This is a genomic window from Polymorphospora rubra (assembly GCF_018324255.1).
Classification (GTDB): Bacteria; Actinomycetota; Actinomycetes; order Mycobacteriales; family Micromonosporaceae; genus Polymorphospora; species Polymorphospora rubra.
In genome coordinates, this window is the sequence record NZ_AP023359.1 from 2889273 (window position 1) to 2911860 (window position 22588).

22 protein-coding genes are annotated in these 22588 nt (G+C 65.1%); 8 read left to right on the forward strand and 14 right to left on the reverse strand.

The features are described 5' to 3' along the window. The first annotated feature begins 50 nt into the window (after nucleotides 1-50). Together Prubr_RS13345 and Prubr_RS13350 are read left to right on the forward strand one after the other, a co-directional pair. Nucleotides 51-407: a hypothetical protein gene (locus Prubr_RS13345; protein ID WP_212825339.1), complete on the forward strand. Its 357-nt coding sequence runs from the start codon at nucleotides 51-53 to the stop codon at nucleotides 405-407. 401 nt (nucleotides 408-808) lie between these two features. Further along, nucleotides 809-1672, forward strand: coding sequence for a helix-turn-helix domain-containing protein (locus Prubr_RS13350; RefSeq protein ID WP_212825341.1), 864 nt, complete (start codon nucleotides 809-811; stop codon nucleotides 1670-1672). 69 nt (nucleotides 1673-1741) lie between these two features. Here the strand turns inward: Prubr_RS13350 and Prubr_RS13355 are convergent, their stop codons facing one another. The 5 genes from Prubr_RS13355 to Prubr_RS13370 form a co-directional block, all read right to left on the reverse strand. Next, the gene (locus Prubr_RS13355) at nucleotides 1742-2152 is read right to left on the reverse strand and encodes an Imm1 family immunity protein (protein ID WP_212825343.1); all 411 of its coding nucleotides are present in this window, start codon (nucleotides 2150-2152) and stop codon (nucleotides 1742-1744) included. Continuing rightward, entirely contained in the window at nucleotides 2149-2589 is a 441-nt protein-coding gene (locus tag Prubr_RS13360; RefSeq protein WP_212825345.1) for a DddA-like double-stranded DNA deaminase toxin, read from the reverse strand. Before Prubr_RS13360 ends, Prubr_RS13355 begins: the two co-directional genes overlap by 4 nt. 59 nt (nucleotides 2590-2648) lie before the next feature. After that, nucleotides 2649-2774 carry a DUF6244 family protein gene (locus Prubr_RS38210; protein ID WP_425518012.1) on the reverse strand — a complete coding sequence of 42 codons (126 nt, stop codon included), beginning with the start codon at nucleotides 2772-2774 and terminating at the stop codon, nucleotides 2649-2651. Between the two features lie 10 nt (nucleotides 2775-2784). Beyond that, a complete protein-coding gene (locus Prubr_RS13365) occupies nucleotides 2785-3177 on the reverse strand; it encodes a DUF6244 family protein (protein ID WP_212825347.1) in 393 nt (130 codons plus the stop codon). A 385-nt stretch (nucleotides 3178-3562) separates the two neighbouring features. Further along, nucleotides 3563-3883, reverse strand: a complete 321-nt coding sequence (locus tag Prubr_RS13370) for a hypothetical protein (RefSeq protein WP_212825349.1) — start codon at nucleotides 3881-3883, stop codon at nucleotides 3563-3565. A gap of 519 nt (nucleotides 3884-4402) precedes the next feature. Between Prubr_RS13370 and Prubr_RS13375 the strand changes: the two genes are divergently transcribed. The 5 genes from Prubr_RS13375 (at nucleotide 4403) to Prubr_RS13400 (ending at nucleotide 9103) form a co-directional block, all read left to right on the forward strand. Next, nucleotides 4403-4702, forward strand: coding sequence for a hypothetical protein (locus Prubr_RS13375; RefSeq protein WP_212825351.1), 300 nt, complete (start codon nucleotides 4403-4405; stop codon nucleotides 4700-4702). A 757-nt stretch (nucleotides 4703-5459) separates the two neighbouring features. Then, nucleotides 5460-5783, forward strand: coding sequence for a hypothetical protein (locus Prubr_RS13380; RefSeq protein ID WP_212825353.1), 324 nt, complete (start codon nucleotides 5460-5462; stop codon nucleotides 5781-5783). Between the two features lie 93 nt (nucleotides 5784-5876). Beyond that, nucleotides 5877-6617, forward strand: a complete 741-nt coding sequence (locus tag Prubr_RS13385; protein WP_212825355.1) for a hypothetical protein — start codon at nucleotides 5877-5879, stop codon at nucleotides 6615-6617. Beyond that, on the forward strand, nucleotides 6614-7141 hold the full coding sequence (locus Prubr_RS13390) for a hypothetical protein (RefSeq protein WP_212825357.1): 528 nt from the start codon (nucleotides 6614-6616) through the stop codon (nucleotides 7139-7141). Before Prubr_RS13385 ends, Prubr_RS13390 begins: the two co-directional genes overlap by 4 nt. A 660-nt stretch (nucleotides 7142-7801) precedes the next feature. Further along, nucleotides 7802-9103, forward strand: coding sequence for a hypothetical protein (locus tag Prubr_RS13400; RefSeq protein WP_212825359.1), 1302 nt, complete (start codon nucleotides 7802-7804; stop codon nucleotides 9101-9103). A gap of 125 nt (nucleotides 9104-9228) precedes the next feature. Here the strand turns inward: Prubr_RS13400 and Prubr_RS13405 are convergent, their stop codons facing one another. From Prubr_RS13405 to Prubr_RS13440, 8 genes are all read right to left on the reverse strand, one after another. Then, the gene (locus tag Prubr_RS13405; protein WP_212825361.1) at nucleotides 9229-10302 is read right to left on the reverse strand and encodes a PIN domain-containing protein; all 1074 of its coding nucleotides are present in this window, start codon (nucleotides 10300-10302) and stop codon (nucleotides 9229-9231) included. Nucleotides 10303-10586: 284 nt separating this feature from the next. Next, on the reverse strand, nucleotides 10587-11690 hold the full coding sequence (locus tag Prubr_RS13410; protein ID WP_212825363.1) for a hypothetical protein: 1104 nt from the start codon (nucleotides 11688-11690) through the stop codon (nucleotides 10587-10589). 170 nt (nucleotides 11691-11860) lie between these two features. Continuing rightward, nucleotides 11861-15358 (reverse strand): DEAD/DEAH box helicase, encoded by a 3498-nt coding sequence (locus Prubr_RS13415; protein WP_212825365.1) that lies wholly within the window; start codon nucleotides 15356-15358, stop codon nucleotides 11861-11863. Further along, entirely contained in the window at nucleotides 15343-16188 is an 846-nt protein-coding gene (locus Prubr_RS13420) for a hypothetical protein (protein ID WP_212825367.1), read from the reverse strand. The genes Prubr_RS13415 and Prubr_RS13420 overlap by 16 nt, the downstream gene beginning before the upstream one ends. A gap of 223 nt (nucleotides 16189-16411) precedes the next feature. Beyond that, nucleotides 16412-17932: a restriction endonuclease gene (locus Prubr_RS13425; RefSeq protein WP_212825369.1), complete on the reverse strand. Its 1521-nt coding sequence runs from the start codon at nucleotides 17930-17932 to the stop codon at nucleotides 16412-16414. Beyond that, nucleotides 17911-18276 (reverse strand): UvrD-helicase domain-containing protein, encoded by a 366-nt coding sequence (locus Prubr_RS13430; protein ID WP_212825371.1) that lies wholly within the window; start codon nucleotides 18274-18276, stop codon nucleotides 17911-17913. The genes Prubr_RS13425 and Prubr_RS13430 overlap by 22 nt, the downstream gene beginning before the upstream one ends. A gap of 765 nt (nucleotides 18277-19041) precedes the next feature. After that, entirely contained in the window at nucleotides 19042-19437 is a 396-nt protein-coding gene (locus Prubr_RS38535; protein WP_485020594.1) for a Z1 domain-containing protein, read from the reverse strand. An 11-nt stretch (nucleotides 19438-19448) separates the two neighbouring features. Then, complete coding sequence (locus Prubr_RS13440; RefSeq protein ID WP_212825375.1) at nucleotides 19449-20300, reverse strand: hypothetical protein; 852 nt, start codon at nucleotides 20298-20300, stop codon at nucleotides 19449-19451. A 71-nt stretch (nucleotides 20301-20371) separates the two neighbouring features. Between Prubr_RS13440 and Prubr_RS37655 the strand changes: the two genes are divergently transcribed. After that, nucleotides 20372-20506 carry a hypothetical protein gene (locus Prubr_RS37655; protein ID WP_281425908.1) on the forward strand — a complete coding sequence of 45 codons (135 nt, stop codon included), beginning with the start codon at nucleotides 20372-20374 and terminating at the stop codon, nucleotides 20504-20506. 1317 nt (nucleotides 20507-21823) lie between these two features. On the opposite strand, the gene Prubr_RS13445 is transcribed toward Prubr_RS37655, so the two are convergent. Next, nucleotides 21824-22312, reverse strand: a complete 489-nt coding sequence (locus Prubr_RS13445; protein WP_212825377.1) for a hypothetical protein — start codon at nucleotides 22310-22312, stop codon at nucleotides 21824-21826. Nucleotides 22313-22588 lie beyond the last annotated feature (276 nt).

Below are 22588 nucleotides of genomic sequence, written 5' to 3' on the forward strand. Positions count from 1 at the left end.
AGCAACGCCGCCGGCCACCCGAAACCCAGACAACCCAGCGGGAAGCGAAGATGACCACCACAACCGCCGGCACGCTGCCCCGACGAACAGCCACCCCGTCTCACCAGCCCGCCGTGGTCCTGCCCCGCCCCGGTGACGAGGTCACGATCGCCGCCTGCGACTACCTCGGCGGCAACACCGCCATCACCGTGCGGGTCGTCGACATCGACACCAGTCTCAACCACCTGCAGCTCAAAGCCCTGGAATGGGTCAGCATCCTCGCCCACGACATCGACCAGCCGCCCACCGACATCCGACGCCTCGTCGTACGCGTCGCCGGCCTACCACCGCCGGTCACCGCCGAGGCCACAAGCGACAGCCCGCCAGCCGCGCACGACCCAGCCGCGCCGCCCCAGGGCCAGCGGTGACAGCCGCACCCGGCCCGAACGAGGGACCCTACCGGCCGCCGCCGCGCTGGCCGACCAACCCCACCCGCCCCCGCACACCGCCGACACCTTCCACAACCCCACCACCGAGCAGCGGAACCAGGCCTTTCCCGCGCCACGACCAGATGCTCGCGGCCGTCGCGGCGCTCGCCGCGGCGGCGGTGGTGGTGGTCGGGGTACTGGTTGTGTGCCGGCTACGGCGTCCACCTGCCGGCCGAGCTCTACCCAGTCCGTAGTCCCAGGGCAACCAGCGCCTCCGTCGCGCCAGCCGATACCGAACGTTCCGGCCCGCGACCAGCGAGCCCCGCGATCCCTCGAGGCCGTGAGGTCCTACCTCACTACCACCGTCCGTTCCAGCCCGCCCGTCAAAGGTGAGATTCCCTGTGCCGTTCAAGGAACCCGTCCGCAAGACCCTGCGCGCCCAGTGGCTCGGCTACCTCATGCGCCAATTCCGCCGCGAACGCGGCATGACCCTTATAGGAGCCGCCGAGTACCTGCAACGTGACCACTCCGCGCTCGCCCGTTACGAGCGTGCTGAATGGCCGTTCAAGCGCGACGACGTCCTGGCCCTGCTCGACATCTACGGCGTCGACGACGCCGTCCGCCGGTCACGGATTTTGAAGCTGGCCGAGGAATGCTGGCGCGTCAACGAGTGGGATATCGACAACGCCGACGAGGTGTTCAACCGCGGCTACGTCGACCACACCTGGCTCGAACAACACGCCAAGACCATCTGCGCCTACGCCACCCAGATCCTGCCCGACCTGGTCCAGACCCCCGCCTACACCGCCCGCGTCATCCAGCTACGGGAACGCACCCGCAAACCCACCGAACACCAGGCCCGCCAGGTCGAACGCCGCACCGCCCGCCGACACGCCTTCAACGAAAGCGGCACCAGCCTCGACATCGTCATCGACGAGGCGGTCCTACACACCACGGCGCCCGAGCCCGGCCTCATGCGCGACCAGTTCGCGCACCTCGCCGACCTGACCCGCAACCCGCGCGTCACCATCCGCGTCCTACCCGCCGACGTCACGATCGCCGCCCGGGCCTTCGGACCCTTCGAAGTGTTCCTGATGCCCGACCCCTACCCCGAGGTCGGCTACCTCGACAACCTCGCCGGCCACATCTACGTCGAGGCACCCCACAGCAAACGCTTCGTCTTCGCCTACGAACAACTCCGCGACGCCGCCCTCGACCCCGCCGAATCAGCCAAGATGATCATGATCGCCGCCCGGGACGCCTGAACCGGTCCCAGCCGCCAAAGCGCGACCCGAGCGACGGCCGGACACCAGCGAGGACGCCGACGCCTCCGCCTAGTCGGCGACGACGTCCCAGGCGAGGTTCGACGGCCGGCCGCCGCCACTGGCCAGGAACTCGCGGGCGGCGGCCCGCGCGTCCGCCGGGGTGACCCGGGTGCGTTCGGGCCAGGCGTCGGTCGGGGTGCCGGCGTAGTCGAAGGTGAACGCGGGGCCGTTGTCGAGTTCGGGTTGGTGGGCCCAGCCGCTGCTGCCGTCGGCGGCCACGTGGTAGGCGAAGGACCGCTCGGGGTGACCGACGCAGATCTGCAGCATCGGCGGGAAGTCCGACCCGTCGGGGACGATGAGGCTGACACAGTACGGCGGCCCGTCGCTGGGGGCGATGGAGTCCAGCACCGTGTCGAGGGCATCGGTGCTGTCGGCGGTGGCGTTGCCGGCGCCGCGTCCCCAGCTGATCTGGATGGTCATCGTCGGATTCCTTCCCCGGTTCCTGTGTAGACCCGGTGGAGCCAGGTCCGGTCGCTGTCGGTCAGGTAGACGGTAAGCCGGCTGCCGGCGGGCAGGATCTCGGCCAGGATCTTCTCGCAGACCAGTGGCAGGTTCGGGTCGTCGCAGGGCGCGTTGTTGATGACCAGCGTCGCGTCGGTCGGGGCACCCGGCCGGCGCAGGACGGCGCCGGCCTGCGCCTCGGCGTGGTCCATGACCACAGCCTGGGCCAGGGGCGGGCGCAGGCCGACCCCTGCGGCGGGCAGGTTCCCGTCGCGGATCTGCCGGCTACGCAGCCGCCCGTCAGGCTCGGCGGCGAACACCGGATCGTGGACGACGGTGTAGCCGGCGAGGAGCACGGCCTCGGTCTTGTCATGCGGGCCGGTCCGACGCGACAGCAGTTCCGCAGCGGCTGACACCGCCCGCGGTATCGGTGATGGTGCGGGTGGCTGGCGTTGCGGCTGGCCGCCACCCGGAATCAGTTTCCCGAGCCACCGGTCTTCCTCGCCTCGGCTATCGCCGCCTCGACCTGCCGCCTGGTCGCGGTGCCATGCTGGCCGACCGCGGCCAGGACCTTATGGATCGCATCCAGCCTGGCCAGCAAGACCCCGGGGTCACCGCCCGCGCAGCACCGTTGCGGTCATCTGCCTGGCCTGGTCGACCAGGCCGATACAGCCACCAACACCGTCGTGGACACGGCTCAGCTTCTCGGCCACCGGCGCGAGCGTCGCGATGACCTCCTGCGGCGTCGGCTGCCGCGGGACATTCGCCAAAGCGGTCGCGGCCTCGCTGGTATGGGCGGCCAGGCCACCGATGCCGGCCTGGATCTGGCCGATCACCTCACGGACCCTGCTGAGGCTCTGTGCGACCCCCACGAAGCCCACCGCCACCGCATGCGCGACCGCCTGCCGCGCACCGTGATCAGCCGCAGCAGCCTCCTGCCCCGCACGATCGATACCAGCGACCAACGTCCGCAAACCCGCCCGAACGCCGTCAACCAGCGACACGCCCACCTCCCCGCTCGCCCGTCGTCCTCAACGCGACCGGCCCGGACTGCCAGCCGACCGCGCCAACCCATGGACCCGGATGATCGACTTGCGCTCGTTGCCACGGACCCGGCTTGCCATGAACGGGCGGCCGGCCAATTCGGTCCGGCCCTGGGTATCCCATGACAGTGAAGGCGGCGGGACAGTGTTTGCGGATGGTGAGCCTGGCCCGCCGCCGGCCGAGACGCTACCGCAGCACCCACCCGAGCCGCAGCCGGCGCCCTCCGCGGCCATCAACGGACCCGCGGGTCTCCGCGCCGGCCAGACACAAAACGCCAGGTAGCCCCGCCGCGTGATCGCGAGAACCGGTGGGTAGGTCTCATCCGGCCGACGGGTCAGCCTCCGTTCAGACATCCCCGAGCCGCTTGCGTAGCGCGTCGATCCGCAACGCGGCCTGGACCAGACGCCCACCCTCGACACACGCCTGCCCACGTAGGTCGTCGTCGCTGATCCCATCGGGTACGCCGGAGTCGAACTCGCCGGTGAGCAGGTAACCAGCCTCGCGCACCAACTCTCGCAGCATCTCCAGCACGGTGCCGACCTCGCCGGCATGCAGAGCCTCGAAGGCGCGCTCGTACGCCCCATACGCGACCGTATGAGCCGGCACCGGTTTGTCCTCGGCCACGATGTACGTCCCGAGCAGCACCTCGGCCACCTCTGGAACCACCCGATCTGTCTGGTCCTCGCCAGGCTCTCTCGATGTGCCTGCCTCGATGCGTGCGACGGCGATCGCGGCGGTGGCGACGCGACTCTCGGTGACGCCCTCATCGAGACAGGGATCAACCCGGACACGGTCCGCGACCCGAACGGGAGTACCAGCCGGCAACCTGGCCATCAGTTCGGCCAACTCGCCGGCCGAACCGAACTCCACTGGCGTACGCCCCAATACCCGCCGCACCTCGTCATACCGTGTCGGCTGCGCCAGCGGAACGCGCTCGTTGACGGTCACACGTCCCCCACGAACGTCGGTGTCAGCGGCCCGTACCACCAGCGGTCCGTGAGCCGAGGTCACCGCAGACCTTGCCCGACGTCTCGGCTTGGGGCAGGGGTTCCAGCGCATCGATGCCGGAGAAAGGCTATGTCTGTTGTGGCAGCCCGCCGTGAGGGCTCCGCGCCGCCTACCCGTGAGGGATTGATGCCGGCCTGGGTGGCCGCGGCCCCGGCGGCCCGTGCTGCGTCGACGGGCATGCTGCTGATCGCCGCCGACTGCCAGGCGGCCGGCGTGCTCGCCGACGCCGACCGTGCCGCGGACCATCACCGGCAGCCCGAGGCCGCCGGAGGTCTAGGCCGCCGTTGGCGGGCAGATGCCGACGCTGCTGGCACGGTGGGACACCGAGCCGACCTTGCATGCGTCGCCACGGTCTTTCCTCGCCACGGCCGTCAGCTCGGCGACGAGATCGCCGCCATGGCCGCACCACTGCGTGACACCCAACCTGGCAGCTACCTGCAACTGGCCCAAGCGATGGTGCGCGCCGACGAAGATTAGGCCCTCGCGGTCGCGAGCGCCGACCACGACCCCGGATGGCTCGAGGCCATCGGTGTCACCATCACCATCAAGGCCAGCCACATCATCGCCCAAGGAGGCCTACGGATCCTCGGCAACACCGAGTAGCAGCCAAGCCCACTCCCGAGCAGCAAGACGCAAGATCGCAAACCTAGCCAGCGTCGCATGTAGACCACAATTGCTTCCAATATTGGTCAAAGTTAACTATCTACTACCGAAGCCCGTCACGACATGACCTAACGCGATTCCCTCCGGGGCTACCGTCTGCGGCTTTGGGCTACTGATGCCGCTGTGGCAAAATCACCTAGGGTATCGGCGTTGTGACGTTGATGGGCTTCAGGTCCGTAGGGGGCACATGACGGCGAGCGGGCCAGACTGGTACTCGCCCACTGACGCTTGGCCTGATCATCCCCGCTCCTGGTTCCGAAGTGTGCTCGCCAAGGCCCGAATGGCCGGCTGGTGGTACCGCAAGGCTGGAGGCTCGGGGCACATCCATGGCACTGCCTACTGTCAACCGCCAGAGAACCGCTCTGATGCATGCAAGTATCCCGTGTTCTCCAGTGGCGGCAGTGGTGAGACCGCCGCATCGGAACTCGAACGCAAAGTCCGCCGCTGTCCACACAATCAGACTGGGAGTGTGGGGACCCTTGCCGAGGCGTCAGTCCGTCTAGACAAGGTGGACAGACTGTGTCAAGGTGCCGAGGCCCTTCTCGATCGGTATGCCTATGATCAGCGCGCGATGTCCCTACTGGATCGTGCGCAGGAGCTCATAGAGCAAGCTGGCGATGGCGCCGACGAGGTCGAGAGCCTTCTCGGCGTTGCAGTCGAGCTGGAGCACGAGGCTGATGCGGCTGCTGACGAGGCTGAACGCGTCCTGACTCTAGCGGGGACCGAGATGCGCGATGCGGCGGGACTGCTCGATGTTGCGGAGGAGACGACAAGGCAGGTGAAGGCAACGCTCAGGGACGAACGACCCTCCACCGACGTTCGGAACCTTAGGGAGCGGGTACGTCAATCTCAAGCGAAGATCAGATCTCTTCGGTCCCGATTGCCCGGAAAGTGACCCGCCGCAGTGACTACTCAACGTAGGGTGTTGGCAGCTTGCAACGGTACCACTATGCTGGAGACTCAGATGGCGAGTGGGTGGGAGAGGTAGATGATCCGTATCCCCCTTCGAATCAGCGGCGTGAACCTTGACGACGATGTCACGCTTGAGCTGCTGGCTGAGAATCTCTCAGATCTAGCTTGGTCCGAGTGTGACGGCGTAACGCTGGCCACTCTCTATACCCCGGCAAACAACCCCGTAGCGACAGCTTTGGAGGCTGCTCGCCGCATCTGCCACGCTCTTTCCGATGCCGAAGTGCTCGATGTTCACCAAGATCTGGTGTCAGTCTCCGATGTGGCTTTTCGGCTCGGAGTGTCTCGCGAAGCTGTTCGCCTTTGGGTCGAGGGACTACGTGGGCCGGGCGGCTTCCCGCCTCCTGCCGGCGTAATCGGAAATGGAAGATCCAAGGTATGGCCTTGGGCTGCTGTTAACGAATGGGCGCACCGGAACTACCGCATCGGTGACAACGAGGCGCACCTGACGTCTCAGCAGGTAGCTGAGTTGAATGCCGCACTTCTGCGAGTCAAAAACCCAATCGACAGCGAATGGGAAACTGTTTCGTCGTTTCAGAAGCGAGTGCGGCCAGCCGATGAACGTGCCGAACATTTCCACGAGCTTCTGGCGAGGCTGACGGAGGGAATCCTGTCAGCCAGGGCAAAGGGGCACATGAACTGGGCTCTTCATCTAGTGGAGGGCGCTCGGCCGTCATGGGTGGCTCGGTACGGGCACCATCATCCCGATGGGTACCTCGAGGTTTCATCTGAAACTGCCCAAATCGAGGAACTAACGTGAGTCGCACCGTCCAAGAGGGTATGGACCCCCTCGAGCCGAATCTGTCGAGGGATCCAGATGAGGCTTTGAAGGAGTTGGTTGCACGTGCGGACCTCACGGACATTCGCGTTACAAAGTGGCATGCCGAGCTATTGGCTGATGAGCCGATCGAGGTCAGCGAACTTGATCTGAAAGTGTGGACTGCGTTCCGCTATCGCGCGTCGGGCTTTGACATCAAGTATGGCGTGGAAGCACCTCTAGTCTCCCCGGGTAGCGATGAGGAGGTTGCAAGCATTCAAATGGACGTTGTCGCCTCATTCTCGCTAACTGAGGGTGAGCGTCCGGAACGGGAACTTTTGGGTTCCTTCATGGATCAAGTAGCCTTTTTTGTTGTGATGCCCTTCATCCGCGAAGGGCTTCACTCGCTGTCAACGCGGATCGGACTCGAACCGATCACGCTCGGTCTACTGCATCAAGGCAAAGGTGCGCCCGCGACGGCTTGGACCAGTAAACACCAGTTCCAAGGAGTTCCGCTCAAGAGGTAGCGTCTCACAGCAGGTTAAAAGGTGCCGGATTCGGAGTTGGCGCACGCCTGAAGGTAGCTCCTGTGTGTGGGCGGCTTGGTTTTCCGTCTGCCAGAACGCAGATACGGATTCGTGGCGCTAAACGAGCTTCTGTAGGCGTCTTGGCGACGCCCTGGGGGTGCGAAGTAGGTCACCTGGGCAGTGGCGGCGAAGCGGGCGGCGTCGATCAGCCACGGGGCGAACCGCCGCACTCACCGGAGCACGCCGACGTGATCGACCTCGTTCCCACGATCGACCAGCAATCCCCCGTCCCGCGGTACGACAGATTGAAGCGCAGGTACCAGCGGACCGCCAGGAGGATCGCCTCAGGCGGGGCCCAGATCCTGGCGACTGCGCCTTCGCCTGCGGCCATGGGCAAATCGAGTCGATGACCACTGCTGAAGTCTGCCTCGATCATGCCGATTGCAACGCAACAGACCCAGCTGTCCTGTCAGGAGCCGTGTCCTACCTAGGGCAGACACTCGTGCCCCTCCGGCCCAGACCACCCGAAGGGGCACGACGAATATGGCCTATTGGACAATCATGGCTATTCAAGTCGTTTAGCTGCGCCCTTCACAAGTGTTGATGATCGCTCGCCTAAAATGTCGGGACATCGGATCGGTGTTGTGCCACCATCCATCCATGGCCGACCCCTCACGATCGAAGCGAACCTGGCGCCAACGCCGTCGTACAGCGGGCATCGCGATTAGGAGGTCCTGGGGAAAAATGCCGGGATGGGCGGCGATTATCGCCGGAATCGTGTTGACCGCAATCGTTGGAGCGACCGCCACCGCGATCGTCGGTAAGGTGCAGTCAGCTGTCGCCGACGACTATCGCGTCACGGTGGAGAGTAACCCGGACCGCATCACCAGTCGCACGGGGCCGATCGGCGGCTCGTATGTGGTTGCCAAGCCGATCCAGGACATCGGTGAACCTCCGATCAAGGAGAACAGCTGTGTTGGTCGATACGACTGGGCGTACGCCATGGGCGGGGTCGACGCCGACAGCACGGCCGCGAGAGTCATCATTGAAGGGCTGACAGAGACGGTCGTCCACATTGACGGTATCTCGGCGACCGTCCTGGAAACTGCCGCACCGTCGTTGGGCAGCAACCTGACCTGTCGCGGCCGAGGTGAGCAGCCAAACGTCCGCTATGTCACGATCGACCTGGATACAAACCCACCGACGGTGCTGACGTACGATGCGTCCGGCATGGCGGTGCCCTTCGTGTTCACGGTGTCGAAGGGGCAGAGCGAGGTGCTCGACATCAGCGCTACCACCAATAAGTGCACCTGTTCCTGGCAGGTCACCCTGAGGTTGTCGATTGAGGGCAAAGCAGAAAACTACACAGTCCAGGCGCGCGGGAAGCGGCCGTTCAAGACCACCTCTTCAGCCAACGCGAAGTGGTACCAGTGGGTCGGCGGGACGTGGGTGGAACAGCGTACCGGCCCGGACGAGGCGGAGCCGACACCCGACCCGAACGAGCTTCCTGGTCCCATCGCTGATGTCTGCCTACTGGCCTCGCCACACGTCGCCGCTGTGCTGAACAAGCCGCATCGCACTCAACGTGACGCCGAAGCGATCCGTCCAGGGCCGGGCGGCAACCTGCTACGCCACAGTGGCTGCACCTTCGTCGCCGACACACCCGCGCCGACAGCATCGCCAACCGGCGAGACGCTCATCGACAGCGTTAATGTCTGGCTCGACGGCGCGAAGACCGATCCGGTCGCCAAGACCGAGTTCGATGTGTTCGCCAAGAACTACAGCCTCAACGGGCCGAGTCAGGCGCTTCCGGGTGTCGCCCAGGATGCTGTCCTGTTCGATGGCGTGTTCTTGGTCCGAACCGGCCGGCTCCTGTTGACAGTTCAGATCAGCACTGATTCGAGGGAATTGCAGGAGCGGACTCGCGCGCTCGGCGAGGCCGTTTTCAAAGAACTGCAATAGGGTGACCACCGAACGAGCTGATCAATGGCGAGTCATGTTGATCGTGGCTGGCGGCGGGCGGGCCGCTGCCATGGAGTCCGAGCCGGCCGTGCGCCGAAGCGAGGATGATCCTTTGGGAAGGCAGGTCAGGAAGGTAGCGAGATCGGGTGCCACAGCATGGGCGCACCGACTCCGTAGAGCTCTCCGGGGGCGCGGACGAACGCGGGGTGGCTACGCATCGCCCGTTTCAGGGCCGTCGCGGGGACCGCGATCCCGCTGATACGGAGTTGGTCGCGGAGCTCACTGGGGGTCAACTGTCGTCCGTGGCGTGCGAGGTGGCGAGCTGCAGCCTGTTCCACGGTTGCGGGCCCGTGCGGTTCCACGCCCCGCAGTGCATCACGGGCGATTTGGCGCCCCTCGACGGCTTCCGTCGCGGCCTCCACGACCGGGCCGGCCATCCTCCCGAGTTGACGCAGCCCCTCGCGGATTCGGTCGCGCTTGAAGTAGCCGAATCGGTACGCGAGCCACAACATCGCCCCCATGATCGCCGCGCCGGCGAATGGGTGCTGGCGCAGCCCATGCACGGCCTGAGCTCCGAGCAACCCGGCTGCTCGGACGGCGATGTTGACCAAAGCGATGGTGTCCGTAAGGCTTGCCTCGAAGCCCGCCATGCGAATTAGAGTTCGCGCCGTCTCGACGTAGGCGACCGCTGCCGTGCCGCTGATCCCAAGTCGTTCGAAGACTGTGTCGGCGCTCAGGATGATGGTCGGGGCGAGGAACTCGGCGAGGGCAGCGGTGCCCGCATCGTCCGGATCGCCTCGTAGCCGTCTGGGCAACGACGGGTCGACGGAAAGGAGCGGCCGGACGCGGGGGTGCAGGAAGTCGCGAATAGGCAGGTCGACCACCGGGATCGCGGGCATGATCACTTTTCGGAGCGTCGCTGCAGCATCATCGTGCCTTACACGGTTCTTGTCGGCGACCGTCGGCAAGTACTTGATCAACTCTGCTGGGACGTGCGCGGCTACGAAGGTCCTGGAGCGCCCTGTTGCGGTCAGCCCTCGAAAAACGTTGTCGTCCGGACCGCTGCGAACCTCGTGGCACGCTCGCTGCAGCAGAACGTTCGTGTCGGTCACGGCGACGAGCGCCGTCCACGGTGCCGCCATCGGCCACGGCGTGGGGACTCTACGCATCAGCGCAACAGGGTCGAGGTCGTCACTCACAAGAGGATTCTTCGCTGAAGAAGCCGTGGCGACCACCAGAATTCTGGAGCGCTTCTGCGGGCGGCCCCACCCCAGAGGACAAGCCCGCTCGCCGATCTGCCGGCCAGCGGGCGTTCGGCAGCTTATCCGTTGTCAGTTAGCCGTAGGTTAGAGCGGCTGCTCGCGGGCTAGGCAGTGTCCGGACCGATTCGAGCGATACGAGCAGGACCTGGTTACGCGGGAGCTGCCGCCGGACCGGCACCGGCCGAAATGTCGGCAGCCACGTTCTACGGCGGCTGACGGTGCTACGCGTGCCTTACCAGGTGGTCGAGAACGCTCATCGTCAGCGCTGCGAGGTCGTAGCGGGTGAGACCAGCGGTCTGGACACGCAACTGTGTCGCCAACCGCAGACCGCGGTCGTGGAAGAAGACAGGGTGCCGCCGGCCCGGCCGACCACCGGCGACGATCCGGGCGCGCCAATCAGCCAGGACACCGGGATCCGCAGGGCGAGCGAGGCCATCGTGCTTCTCGGCGTGCAGGGCCGCCGCGAGGTGGCCGTGTCCCTGCGTGGTCAGAGCATCCCGGATGGCCGTCAATACCATCGCTGGTTGCAGCCTTACGGACAGGTCATGTGCTTCGAGAAGAGCGGCCTGTCCGTCGGCCCATACGTCGACGCATGGGCGGAGCAGCCATGTACGCTGCGGAGCGCCGCGGCCCTCGCAGCGTACGTCCACGGCGATCCACGCGGCGTCGGACCCGCGTGGGTGCCGGCGCCACGCCATGAACATGGGGTTGCCGCCGCTGGTTCGGTAGGCGTGGGCGACGCTGCCGTCGTCGTGGGCGCGGCGCAACTCGGCGTTGACGGCGGCGGCGGTTCGCCGGCTCACCAGGTCCGGGACGTACCAGCCGGTGGTTTTCCCGATGAGACCGTTGGCTTCGGCGTCCCAGGTACGCAGAACTTCGGTGATCTCGCCCGCGAGCCACGCGGCATGGGCGTCACCGCACGTCTGCCAGGCTGCGAAGATGGTGATCAGGCTCAACGGCTGCCACGGTGCCGGCGGGGTTGCCTCGTCGCCGTCGAGGGTGCAGTAGAACCGTCGTGGGGCCGGCTGGACACTCTCGGCCCACACGTTGTACCGGTCGAGCTGGTCGCCGTGAACGTCCGACGCGCCCTTCATCTCCAGCACAGCGACTGGATTTCTGTCATCCTGCCGGCGCAGCACCAAGTCAAGCCGACCCCTTCCGGCCTGGACCTCGCGCTGACAAGTGTAGGGGCCGCCGTCCAAGTCTAGCAGGTGCAGCAGAGGCCGCGAATCTACCTCGAAGAGAAAGGCAAGCAGGTCGCTGGCACTGTTCTCATGTGCGACCAGACGTCCTAGAGCGGTGCGGCGGCGCTCGCTGCTGTCCACTCGTCATCCTTCTCGATCGTCGCATCCCGCAGAACATGACCCCGCAACGCCGGCAGAACACGACGCTGCTCCGCGCCGTGGCCGTGTCGGCGACATCATGATCAGATGTTGCCGACACGGTGCTTGCACCGTGCTTTCGAGCGGGCATGGCTGCCCGATGTTCGACTTGGTCAGGGGTCGTCCCCGAGCGGCAGGCTGATACGCAGCGACGACGGGAATAGCTCGTCGTCTACGTCCAAGGTGATGTCGAGGCCGGTGTCGAGCACCGCCTGGATGTCCGCGTGATCCTGTGAGGCGATGACCGCCAGGATGGCGTCGCCAGCGTAGATCGCGATCGGTGCCGGTGCCGGTTCTCCCCGGACCGGCTCAAGCGAAAGCCGGTGACCGCGCAGGGAGACCACGGCCGGGTCAGGCAGATCGACGCTGACGGCACCGGTTTCCAGGAGCGTCTTGAGTAAGCTCCGGCTACGCAGCCTGGTGAAATCCAGCAGGTCGAGAACCTCTGACGCAGACGCGTCGTAGCGGTCACGCCACTCCGCTATGCCCATCCCTGCCAGCCAGGTTCGAAGATCCTCGTGCGTCGCTTCCACCCCGGCTGGCAGGTCGGCGACGACCGTATGGGCGAGCCTACGCGACCGGATACCCGCGGTCATCAACCGCAGCCCGTGCGTGGAGTTGACCCCGTAGCGGATGTACCCGGCTAGCTCCGGGCAGAGCCGCTCATCGGTTTCGGCGTCGAGTAAACCGTTGTTGACCAGCTCGACCACCGCGCCGACAGTCCAGGACAGGTAATGCTCGAACTGTTCGGTGACCGCGCCGACCATCTGCTCGATACGCCACGCTGAATCCGATGCGGCCGCCAGGTGCCTGTTGGCCAGCTGCGAGTACGGCTGCCCGCAGATCCAGTCGATGAGCAGATCCACCATGCTCACGGCGATCTCGTCGCCTCGCGCGGTCTCCCGGAATCTTTGCCGTGGCGCTTCCTGGAGCGCGAGCAAGTTCGTGAACATGTCCGGTAGCCAGCGGATGGTTGCCACCGGATCCCGCAAATTCGGCAGCTCGCCCGCGAGAGCATCCATCAAGACCGAACTGTTGATCTGTTGGGCGAGCTGATCGATGATGCGCGCCGATCCGATCGATGTGCCCGTACGCGCCCACCGGCGCCGCGCCGCCGGACTACTTGCCAGATACCGGCGTTGTGTCACGTCGGCGACCCGGTCGCAGATCCCGGCCACCTCCCGTGACTGCGTTGCCGCCAGGGTCGTCCCGACGATCGTGCGCATGTCGATGCTGGCGGGATCGGTGCGCCGGTTTTCCTCGGTGGCCAGTACGAGCCAGACGAAGCTGATGAAGTCGCCGGCGGGGCCGAAGGCCGTGAAGACGGCGTCCTCGTCCTCACGCAGCCGGGCCTCGAGATCCGCGAACGACTCCAGCGCGGCATCGGTGATCAGTGACGAAGTCACGGCCAGATCGTCGGCATCCGGGTTGAGATCCTTGAAGTCCTGCGCGGTCGGGGCGACGGCACGCGCCAGCACGATCCAGCCTTCAGTCTCCTTGCCGGCCCGCCCGGCGCGCCCCATGGCGTTTACCAGACGCGCGCCTCGCAGCCTGCTCTCCGGCGGCTGGTTCGCGTACACCTGGTCATAGATGACGACCGTCCGCACCGGCAGGTTGACGCCGTCGGTCAGCGTTGACGTGCACGTCAAGTACGGCAGGCTGTCGTCACGGACCGCAGCCTCGAGGGCTTCGAGAACCTCGACAGGAAGGCCGGCATGGTGGAAACCGACGCCGTGGCGCAGTACGGTAACCAGCGGGTGATCGTCGCCAAGTTGCTGGCGCACGAAATCGACCAACGGGGCCAGAGCCGGCTGCTCGTCGCAGGTTTCCGCGAGACCTCGGGCTACCTGCTGCGCCTGCGTCCTTGTGCTGGTGACGACCAACACCGACCCGGCGTGCCCAAGCCCGGCGATCATCTCGCTGGCGATCACATACTGCTTCGTCGACCGGCCCGGGTCTGCGGCAGCGCCGAACGGGTTGCCATCCCTAGATTTGCGCACGAGTAGCCAGCCGGTGTCACGCTGCCACATACGGGCGGTCCGATTGTCTGCCATCCGTAACCGGATCAAACCGTCCAAGTTGGTGGTGTGCCGATACCGCCACACCTTGCCAGGAACGTTCTCTACGCGGGTGCCAGCCCAGTCTGCCGCGGTGGTGAACACGGCGTGTAGCCGCCGCGGGCCACGCCACTGCGACTCGTGCTGCAAACAGCCACCGCCCGGATCAAGCCACTGCGCGATCTCACCCGAGTTACCCATCGCCGCAGAGATCAGGACGATCTGGTGGTTGCTGTCTGCGGTCAGGTAGTCCAACAACGCAATAACCTGCTCCAGTACGAATCCCCGCCCGGACTCCTTCAACAGCTGCGCCTCGTCGAAGATGAACAGACCAAACCGGTCGATGACGGCCTGCGCGTCGCGCCGCAGCAAATTCGCGAGCCGCTCCGGCGTCATGACCTCCACATCAGCCGGCTCACCCCCCACAGACTCGTCAAACAGTGACCACGTCGACGGGTAGTCCGGCTGCTCGCTACCGGTCTCCTTCTGCAGGATCCGTACCCGGCTCGACATCGCCCGCCGAACCTCCCGACCGAGACTGCGGGTCGGCGCCACGTAGCAGATGCTGCGGTCGGTACGCGCCAGATGCTCCACCGCAAACAGCTGCGCTATCAGGGTCTTGCCGCCGCTCGTCGGGACCGCCAGCACCATCCGCCGCAGACCAGGATCGAACGGTGACCGTCCGCCGGTGAGCAATTCCCGCTGGGGCTCCCACAGGGTCAGCACCGGTGGGCTTCCCACGGTGAACGCCTGCCGGACCAGCGTCGACACCTGCGGCGGCAGGACCTGCGGGTTCCACAGCGAGCCCGCCTCGGCCTCACCGGACAGTCCGAGAAGATGGTTAGCAACCCACCGCGAGTGCAGATCCTCAGGACCGGCCGCACCGACCGCCGCAGCCCGCAGCCGATCAAGCCCACTCTCCAGACGATCGGCGCGGCCCCGGGCGAAGTAGGCGAGCAAGTCCTCGGCGCCGAGCACGACCATGTGGGTCGGCCCGAACACAGTGGTCGCCAGATCGGTCAGATCGGCACCGCGGGCGAGGGTGTCGAGCTCGCGACGCCACCCCCGTAACCATCGGAACAGGGTCCGGGTCTCGAATCCCAGAAACGCTAGACCGGCCTCGAGCGAGAGCGTGCCGATGTGGTCGACGACCGGTGACGTCACGTCGATGTCGGCACGAAGCCGGTTCATGATCGCGGTGGCGTTCGGGTCACGGCCACCGCGGCGGTAGCCGATTGCGGCGGCGAATCCCATCGACAGCCGTTCAGCAGACGACCATCCCTCCTGGTTCAACGCCAGATCGAATATGTGGGCGCTGACCAGGAACGCCTGGCGCTGCCGGGGCAGCGTGTACCGTTGGTGGGCGCGGTTGACTGACGCGACGCCATGCAGATACCAGCCGGCATCCAGTAACTCCTGGGCAATCTCGGCGCGGCGCTGCAACAACTGGACCTCGACGTCGGCCATAAGCTGCTGAAGCTCCTCCGCAGTCGGTAACCCGGTCCGTCCGTCGAGGGCGAGCCGCAGCAGCGTCAGATCTAGAGACCGCTCCACACGATGTCCTTTACCCGATCGGCGAATCCAGGGAAGTCTGGGATCGCCACGACGATGCTCTCCGTCTGGCTCGCCTCAGAGAATTCCGGGAACGCCGTCCTGATCGATTTGAAGGCCGACGGCAGCCGCGGCGCGTGATGGTCCGATGTCCCCACCGACACCCCGACCCCGGCGCGGTCGCTGCGATCGATCCACAACTCGACCAGGTCCGCGTACAGGCCGCCGACCGGGCCATCCGTGGCGAGGGTCTCTGGCCCGACGAGCTTGGCTAGATACTCTGGGCCACGATTGCGTAGCTGATTGCTCGCCCGGTTGATCGTGGCCGACACAAGGGCCTTCGACTCGTGCTTCTTGATCTCCCACAGGCGGAAGACGAGAACACTGTCATCGTTCTTGTAGACGACCAGGCCATCACCACCGGGCTCGAGCGGGTCAGCCTTCACGGGATGAGCCCGGACCAGCTGACGGCCGTCACGGCACACCGACCGCTCCTGCATGATCCGATGCCACAGCAGCTCAGCGACGTGACCCTGCACGTGATGTCGGTCAGGTGGGCTCTCCGGCGAACCAAACGCAATCCCTGCGAAGCTTCGCACCGTCTTGAGCCTCGTACCCGATTCAGAGGGACCGCCGTCACGGCGGGCGCGCCACCAATCGAGAACCGGCGCCTTCCCACAGGCGACCTTCATCGCGTCGTCGGCAAGAATCTGCGCCGCCGTCTCACGGTCGTCGCCGGAGAGCAGCTTGCCGCCAATCACATACTCGACCGGCGAGCCCACAGGACTATCGACCAGTTGCAGCAGAGGGGTAAGGGCCACTGGCGTCGTCATTGCTGCACGACGCCTGGTTCCACGCTAAACAACACCGAAGCATTATCGATCAGCGTACTACCCTCCCGCATCGAACGACTGGCTTGCTCACGCCGTGACGCCGGCCTTCAGTCCAACCTAGAGCGGCGGATATCGACCCGTTGCTGGAGGATTTTTCGCTCAATACGGAGTACGAGGCCTCATACCGGTTCAGTAACGCGTCTGATGCCTCGTTCTCGGGTAGCTACGAGGAGGTCCCTCGTCCCACATCCGTTGGTGTCCAGCCCGGTGGCAGTTTGTCCAGGCTGATGAGGACGTCGAGGTCGAGGTGTTCTTTCAGCATGTGTTTGAGGTTTCGGCCTTCGATGATCTCGATGCGTCCGTTCGCGGTGGCGAAGTCGCGGCTTGCCTTGCCTACCCATGAGGTGGTGACGAGGACGCCCTTGGCGGCGCGTTTGTGGTCCATGACGCCGGCGAGTGCGTGTACTGCCTCCAGTCCGACGATCTTGCTGTAGCGCTTGGCCTGGATGATGCACAGTCCGCCGACGATCGGGTCCTCGTTGACGGCGACGCCGTCGACGCCCTCGTCCTTGGAGGCCTGGGTAACCCAGGATTTCATGCCGATGGCTTCGAACAGGCGGCGAATCAGATGCTCGAACTCGCCGGGGGAGAGCTTGAGCAGGTCGGTGCGGCTGTCCATGCCGGCGACCACGTCCATCTCGTCGACGAACTTGTACTTGGACAGGTCGAAGGTCATCACCGGTCGTACACCCTCAAGGTCGTAGGGGTGCGGGGAGACGATCGCGTTGAGGTGGCTGCGCAGGCAGAGCACGGGGTCCAGTTCTGGCTCGTCGAGTTCGATCTCGGCGAACCTGTCCCGCTCTGCACTGATGCTGATCAGCAGCGGACGGACGGCGCGGCCCGTCGCCCGGTCCTTGGTGGAGACGTAGCCGTTGAACACGATGTTTTCGACCATGTCTGGTGTCGTGGCGTCGAACGTCTCGGCGAGGGTGCGTAGCGTCAGCCGGGCCAGCAGGTCGCCGTACAGCTTCTTCGTCTCCGGCTCTTTGCGGGGTACCGGGGTCATTCCCTTGGTCATGGAGTAGCGGTAGGCCACGACGGTGGGCACGACATCCTGTAGCGGTAGCTCGTACTCGATGAGCAGCTCGCGGGAGGTCGGCTCGTAGTGCGCTGCGGCACGACCGGTCAGGCCCTCGGGGTAACGCGACTGGGCGAGGAGGTGCTGCAAGCGTTCGACGAATCCGCCCGGACCGCCGTTGGACAAGGCCGCGCGAAGCTCGAGGGTCCAGTCGGCGGTGCGTCGGTTCCGGTCGACCAGCAGCTGGGCGTAGGCGGCGACCTTGCCGGCGATAGCGTCGGTCCGGAACTCGGCCTCCGCGATCCTGCGGGCGTGTTCCTCCTGTTCGGCCGTTCGCCGTGCCGCCGCGGCGTCTTGGGTTTTCGCCCGCGCCGTGGCGGTGCGAAGCCGTTCCTCGGCCCGTTCCCGTTGCGCTGCCTCGCGGGCTGCCTTCGCCGCGGCCTGGTCGTTCAGGCGTTTGGCCCGTGTCTCCTCGCGTGCCAGTGCGGCCTGCGCCTTCTTCGCCGCGGCCTCGGCTCGTAGGACCTCGCGGCGGGCCTCGGCCTCCTGGCGCTTCTGCTCCGCCACCAGCTCCCGGTGCCTACGCTCCTCCGCTTGAGCTTGTAGCTTCTTGGCCTGCTTGCGGGCGTCGAGGATCTGGGAAATCAGGCTTTTCCGTCGCGCCATTCGTCCTCCGCGGCTCCCCGATCGACAGGCATGACCGTAACGCAGACGACAACACGATGAAAAGGCCCACTTACCAAGCGTGACGTGAGGGGGTATCGATGCCTCTGGTGGGTGGAGCGGGTAGCAACGCCGAGCAACCGCCCGGCCGCACCAGGCCCCTCTGCTGTCTGAACTCGTGGGCGCTTCGGTCTCCGATGGGTTCGCGTTGCGACTAGGTTGGCGGCGGCGTCTCGCTTGAACGAGATCGCCAGGGTATGTCGCGGCCACGGGCAAAACGCCGTCTGCAGCAGGTAGGCGGCCCGCTGGGCGAGGAACTCGGTCTTGCCGGCCCCGGGTCCGGCCACGACCGCCGGGGTTCCGGGGTCTCGCGGGGTGTTCTAGGCAGCCGGTTCGAGATCGCCGACGCCGCTGGGCCACCAGTCCGCGGCCGGGATCAACACCGTTGGGCGAGCCGCTGGCGTGCTGGGCTCGTCGCGGTGGTCGGGCCGGCTCACAGCCCCACCTGCTTGCGGATGAACCTGATGAGCGAAGTGACGACCTCCGGCGCGCAGCTGCTCGTCGGTGAGACGGGTGAGCGCCCGCAGATGACTGCTCGGCTTCGAATGGCTCAGGGACAGCTAGCGGTACCAGCGCAGCAGTTCGGGATAGTCCGACGCATTCCAGAGCTCGTCGTCGGTGCTGTTCTTGCCGATCACGGCCGCATCGCATCGGTGTCTTGGGGCTAGCTCATCGAGCTCGGTGTGCGCATCGGTGAACCTGAAAGCATGGTGTAGTCCAGTTGCCCCACAATGCGATGCCCCTGGGAGACGGCCTGTCCGACAGGTCCTCAGAGCCGACGGATTACACGGTCAACGTTCAAAAACGAGGTACTAGTTTGCCTCGAAGCTCCTCGTCGGCTTGTTGGTAAGCGTCAAGCTTGCTAAGAAAGACTGTGGCGTTACAGGCGTCGACATCCGGAACATAAATGCGCATTAGATCCTCATGGCCGGCCTGAAAAACGAACCCGGCCGTAACGGCGGTCAGCGTCGCCGGGTGCGTGGGAGCACTCAAATACATGACGGTAAAGCCGGCGCTATTGAGGTTCCTGGCTCGGATGGGACTGGACAGCGTTATCGCCTCGGGATCCGTGGACCTCTATCTGTAACGCAGCAGATCGGATGGCGACCAAGGCGATGCAGTACCTTATCTAGGCTCGGCATCAGCTGCGCGAAGGAGTCGGGGAGTGCCGCCGCCCCCTCGTATCGAGAGGCAGGCAAGAGATCCGACTCGAAGATCTCCTGCAGACGTTCCTGTCCTGCCGGAACGTCGAAGTCACCGGCCATCCACAACTCGCTGATTTGAGTGTGCAGTGCCGTCAGCTCGTTTACCCGTACTGATCCGAGCACTAACATCCGATGCTGTGCAAAATTGAAGCCCCATGTCGACTCGCGGTACGCTTTGACTGCAGCGGAAAGGACGAACATATCTATAGCCTGACGTAGGCCCCGATTCCCACGTTCGACCATGCGGATGTGAGCTAACCCAAATCGTTGGAGCGGGGAGCAGGCTGGTGGACCTCCCGCAATCCGAAGTAGCCATCAGGGCGGGGGATCGATGTCACGAAGTCCGCACGAAAAGGAGCGGCAGTACCGTCCTGGTTGGGAACGGTGGAGCTTAACGGCCTAGTGGTCAATCCGATGTATTGAGCGCGCGGCAGGATTTCCATCAAGTTCCCAAGCGCCGTCCCGAGTGCGTTGTGCCCAGCGAATGCGACAGAGGTGCCGACAGAGTCCTCGTCGGTGCCTGTGTCGATAACGAGGGCGGGGACCTCCTCAAGGGGAGTGCGCACGGTCCGTAAATCGCTGACGAGTCGTCGCATAACAAATAGGTTTTTTTTCATGACGACGACTCGAGTCGGTGCTCGGGCAAGGTTTCGGCCTTCGTTGAAGGGCGCCTCCGGGACAGCCCGTTCGAATTGCAGCCCATCGAGACGACCGGCAAGGCGCCCATAGTCCCACTCCTCGTCGGTCAGGCGGATGATGGCGCCTATGCCAGGCATTGCCGGAAGATCTTCGTCCAGCCGCACCTGGAGCTGTCGCCGAAGCATTTCAAGTGGACCGCTGAGCACTATAATCAGCCGATATCCGATGTCGATCGCCTTGGCGATGATGCCGATCGCGTCCGATGTTATGCCGGCCTGTGGATAGCCGAGCACGATGCCCCTGCGATGGACGGCCCTATCAGCTTGCGGGTCGGACAGCTGCCGGACAACGGCGGTGGCAAGCTCATCGAGCTGGGCAATCCGGCGGGGCGGCCGCCCGCGGTCAAGCAGTAACTTCCGGTAGGAGTCCCAGCATGACAGATGGGCGAGCGTCTCGGGGGGTACCATCTGACGGGTCCTAGGCCAGTGAGGGAGTTGCGCTGGTCTGTCGGCGGTTCGTCGAACGGCATACGCTCCTGTTGCAGATCGATTATCTGCGCGCGCGCCTGCGTCAAAAGAAGCTTTGTTTCGCTGAGTTCGGCCTGGGTCCGCTGCAACTGCTCGATGAGCTGGGCCCAGCTTCGGATATCGCCGGCGTCCGAGGTGGCCGATGACGGGCGGGCACTATCCAGTGCCTGTCCAGCCCGAAGCAGACTCCAGCGGGCCTGGGCGAGTTCTCCCTTTACAAGATCCCGTTGACACTGTGCGTCGTGTGCCTCTGCCCGCGCTTCAGAGATCTGACGCCTTAGCCGCTTGGTGTGACCCCAGCTGCCCGGCTGCGCATCTTGTGCGTCTTGGTGGAGCCTCCTTAGCCGCCGTGTGTTCGGCGTGTTCGCGTGGTCGTACTGCCGATGCACCTCGTGGACCAGGTCAGAGACGAAGTCATCTGACGGAAGGTTCAGGCCGTTGAGATAGCGGGTGACCGAACTCGCGGTCAACCCCTGCTTCCGCGCGTAACTCCGAACGGACATCCCCACAAGCGCGAACCAATGCCGAAGCTCTTCAGCGAACTCCCGTCGCACGCCCGAGATGTCCGATGAGATCGGCCGCAGGTTGCTGTGACCTCCACGCACTGATCAGTCATACCGGTAGTCCAGCCGCAAGCGCACGTGTTGCGTGTGATTTCGCAACGCGTTGCGCTAGACGCAGCACCGCCCCCTTCGAACATGATTGGCCGGTAGCGCCACCCAACGAAAGGACCGGTCAGGTGCCCATGACCGATGGAAGGTTGCCCGCTTCCGCGCAACGCGACCGTGCCAGAGGCGGCCCATTCCGCAGACTGATCGGCCGGACCATAGCCCTGGGCGTGGCGAAGGGGATGGCAACTGCGGTGGGCGGCCTCACCGTCTCGTTGATCGCTTGGTGGGTCGGGCAATGGTGAGGTTCTTGGCGCGGCATCATGCCGCGCCAAGAACCTGCGGTTACGTTGCGTAGCGTACGGTCAGCGGCACATCCCCACACTCACCGGCAATACAGGCCCGCCTTGTTTTGGCCGACACCGCCGCCCAGATCCGCTGGGACGGCATCTCCCGTCGGTCGGTGCGGTCCTCGGAGGACCAGGCCCTATGGAACCGTGCGCGCTGACGGTGTGAGGGCAGCCAAAGGCGACTGTGAGACGAGTAGTCGCCGGCAGCAGGCGGCCTGCCTCTCTTCACGACCCGCCCTGTGGTTTGGGATGTCCTTGCTGTTGATCTGTCGTCTGTCTGCCGGCAGCACCGCAGTGGCGCTGGCCGGGCGGGCAGTGACCTCATCGGAGCCTGATCGCAGCAGGTCCCGTCACAGTCCCGTCCACCCGGCCGGCGTCACGCCACCTCGTCCGCCCTGGTCTGCCTGGAGGCCATGATGTCAAGCCTGGACGACATCGGTGGCCGTCTCGACGTCCGCTCGTTTCCCGCCGATCCATGCTACATCGACCGTAAACCCGGCCCTCTTTAGAGACCGTTGCTGTCAACGTCGCGAAAATAGCCACTTGCCACAAGCGACTCGATGTGCGCCGACCATTTCGGTTCGGCCGAAACAGTCCCGCGGCCTTTCCGTGATTCTCGCCTGATTTCTGCGACCACGGGGTCGCTCTGACTTTTTCGTAGATGCAGCCTCCCGCAGAGAGAAATCAGGTCGATCTGATGCGGTTTGAAACCTTCGCAGCGCAAGATGTAGCCTGCGCCGGCTGCGCCTTCGCCCGTATATCCGCTGGCGCAGCCTGAAAGCCATAATTCGCCTCCATGTTGGTCGCGCAGTACAAGCCCGGGCTGATCCCACTGTCCTGCAATCGCGTCACTGTCATCGACCGAGGATTCCGCAAGGAAACGATGCCATCCACCATCGAACGAGCAGAAGGCCTGTTGAAAATCGCCGAATAGTGATCGGGTTAATCGCCACGTCCTGAGGCTGCACTGGGTGATCCCGCTGTTATCGATCAACGTCTGTCAGTACATTGGCCGAGTCTAGCGAATGGCTGCGTCGAGGGGAAGATTCACTAACAGCGCTGTTCAATTGGGCAGTCTGAGGAGGTGAGTGTTGAGAGGTGGTTGAGTGACGTGCAGGCCAGGGACAGCTCGAGCGGCGGCGGGAGGCGGCACCGACTTCGTCGACCTGCGGTGGCGGTGCGACCGTCACTAGCCTGGCACCAACGTGATGTTCCCCGGGTTTGGTGGAGTCGGGTTGGTTGACTGGTCGGGCTCGTCACTCGTTGAGGA

Excerpts from the sequence above, each read along its gene's own strand:
- Prubr_RS13425 (WP_212825369.1), bottom strand. The coding sequence starts at position 17,932 with ATGGCGCGACGGAAAAGCCTGATTTCCCAGATCCTCGACGCCCGCAAG.
- Prubr_RS13420 (WP_212825367.1), bottom strand. The coding sequence starts at position 16,188 with ATGACGACGCCAGTGGCCCTTACCCCTCTGCTGCAACTGGTCGATAGT.
- Prubr_RS13440 (WP_212825375.1), bottom strand. The coding sequence starts at position 20,300 with ATGGTACCCCCCGAGACGCTCGCCCATCTGTCATGCTGGGACTCCTAC.
- Prubr_RS13345 (WP_212825339.1), top strand. The coding sequence starts at position 51 with ATGACCACCACAACCGCCGGCACGCTGCCCCGACGAACAGCCACCCCG.
- Prubr_RS13355 (WP_212825343.1), bottom strand. The coding sequence starts at position 2,152 with ATGACCATCCAGATCAGCTGGGGACGCGGCGCCGGCAACGCCACCGCC.
- Prubr_RS13400 (WP_212825359.1), top strand. The coding sequence starts at position 7,802 with ATGGCCGACCCCTCACGATCGAAGCGAACCTGGCGCCAACGCCGTCGT.
- Prubr_RS38535 (WP_485020594.1), bottom strand. The coding sequence starts at position 19,437 with ATGGTCGAACGTGGGAATCGGGGCCTACGTCAGGCTATAGATATGTTC.
- Prubr_RS13375 (WP_212825351.1), top strand. The coding sequence starts at position 4,403 with ATGCTGCTGATCGCCGCCGACTGCCAGGCGGCCGGCGTGCTCGCCGAC.
- Prubr_RS13380 (WP_212825353.1), top strand. The coding sequence starts at position 5,460 with ATGTCCCTACTGGATCGTGCGCAGGAGCTCATAGAGCAAGCTGGCGAT.
- Prubr_RS13385 (WP_212825355.1), top strand. The coding sequence starts at position 5,877 with ATGATCCGTATCCCCCTTCGAATCAGCGGCGTGAACCTTGACGACGAT.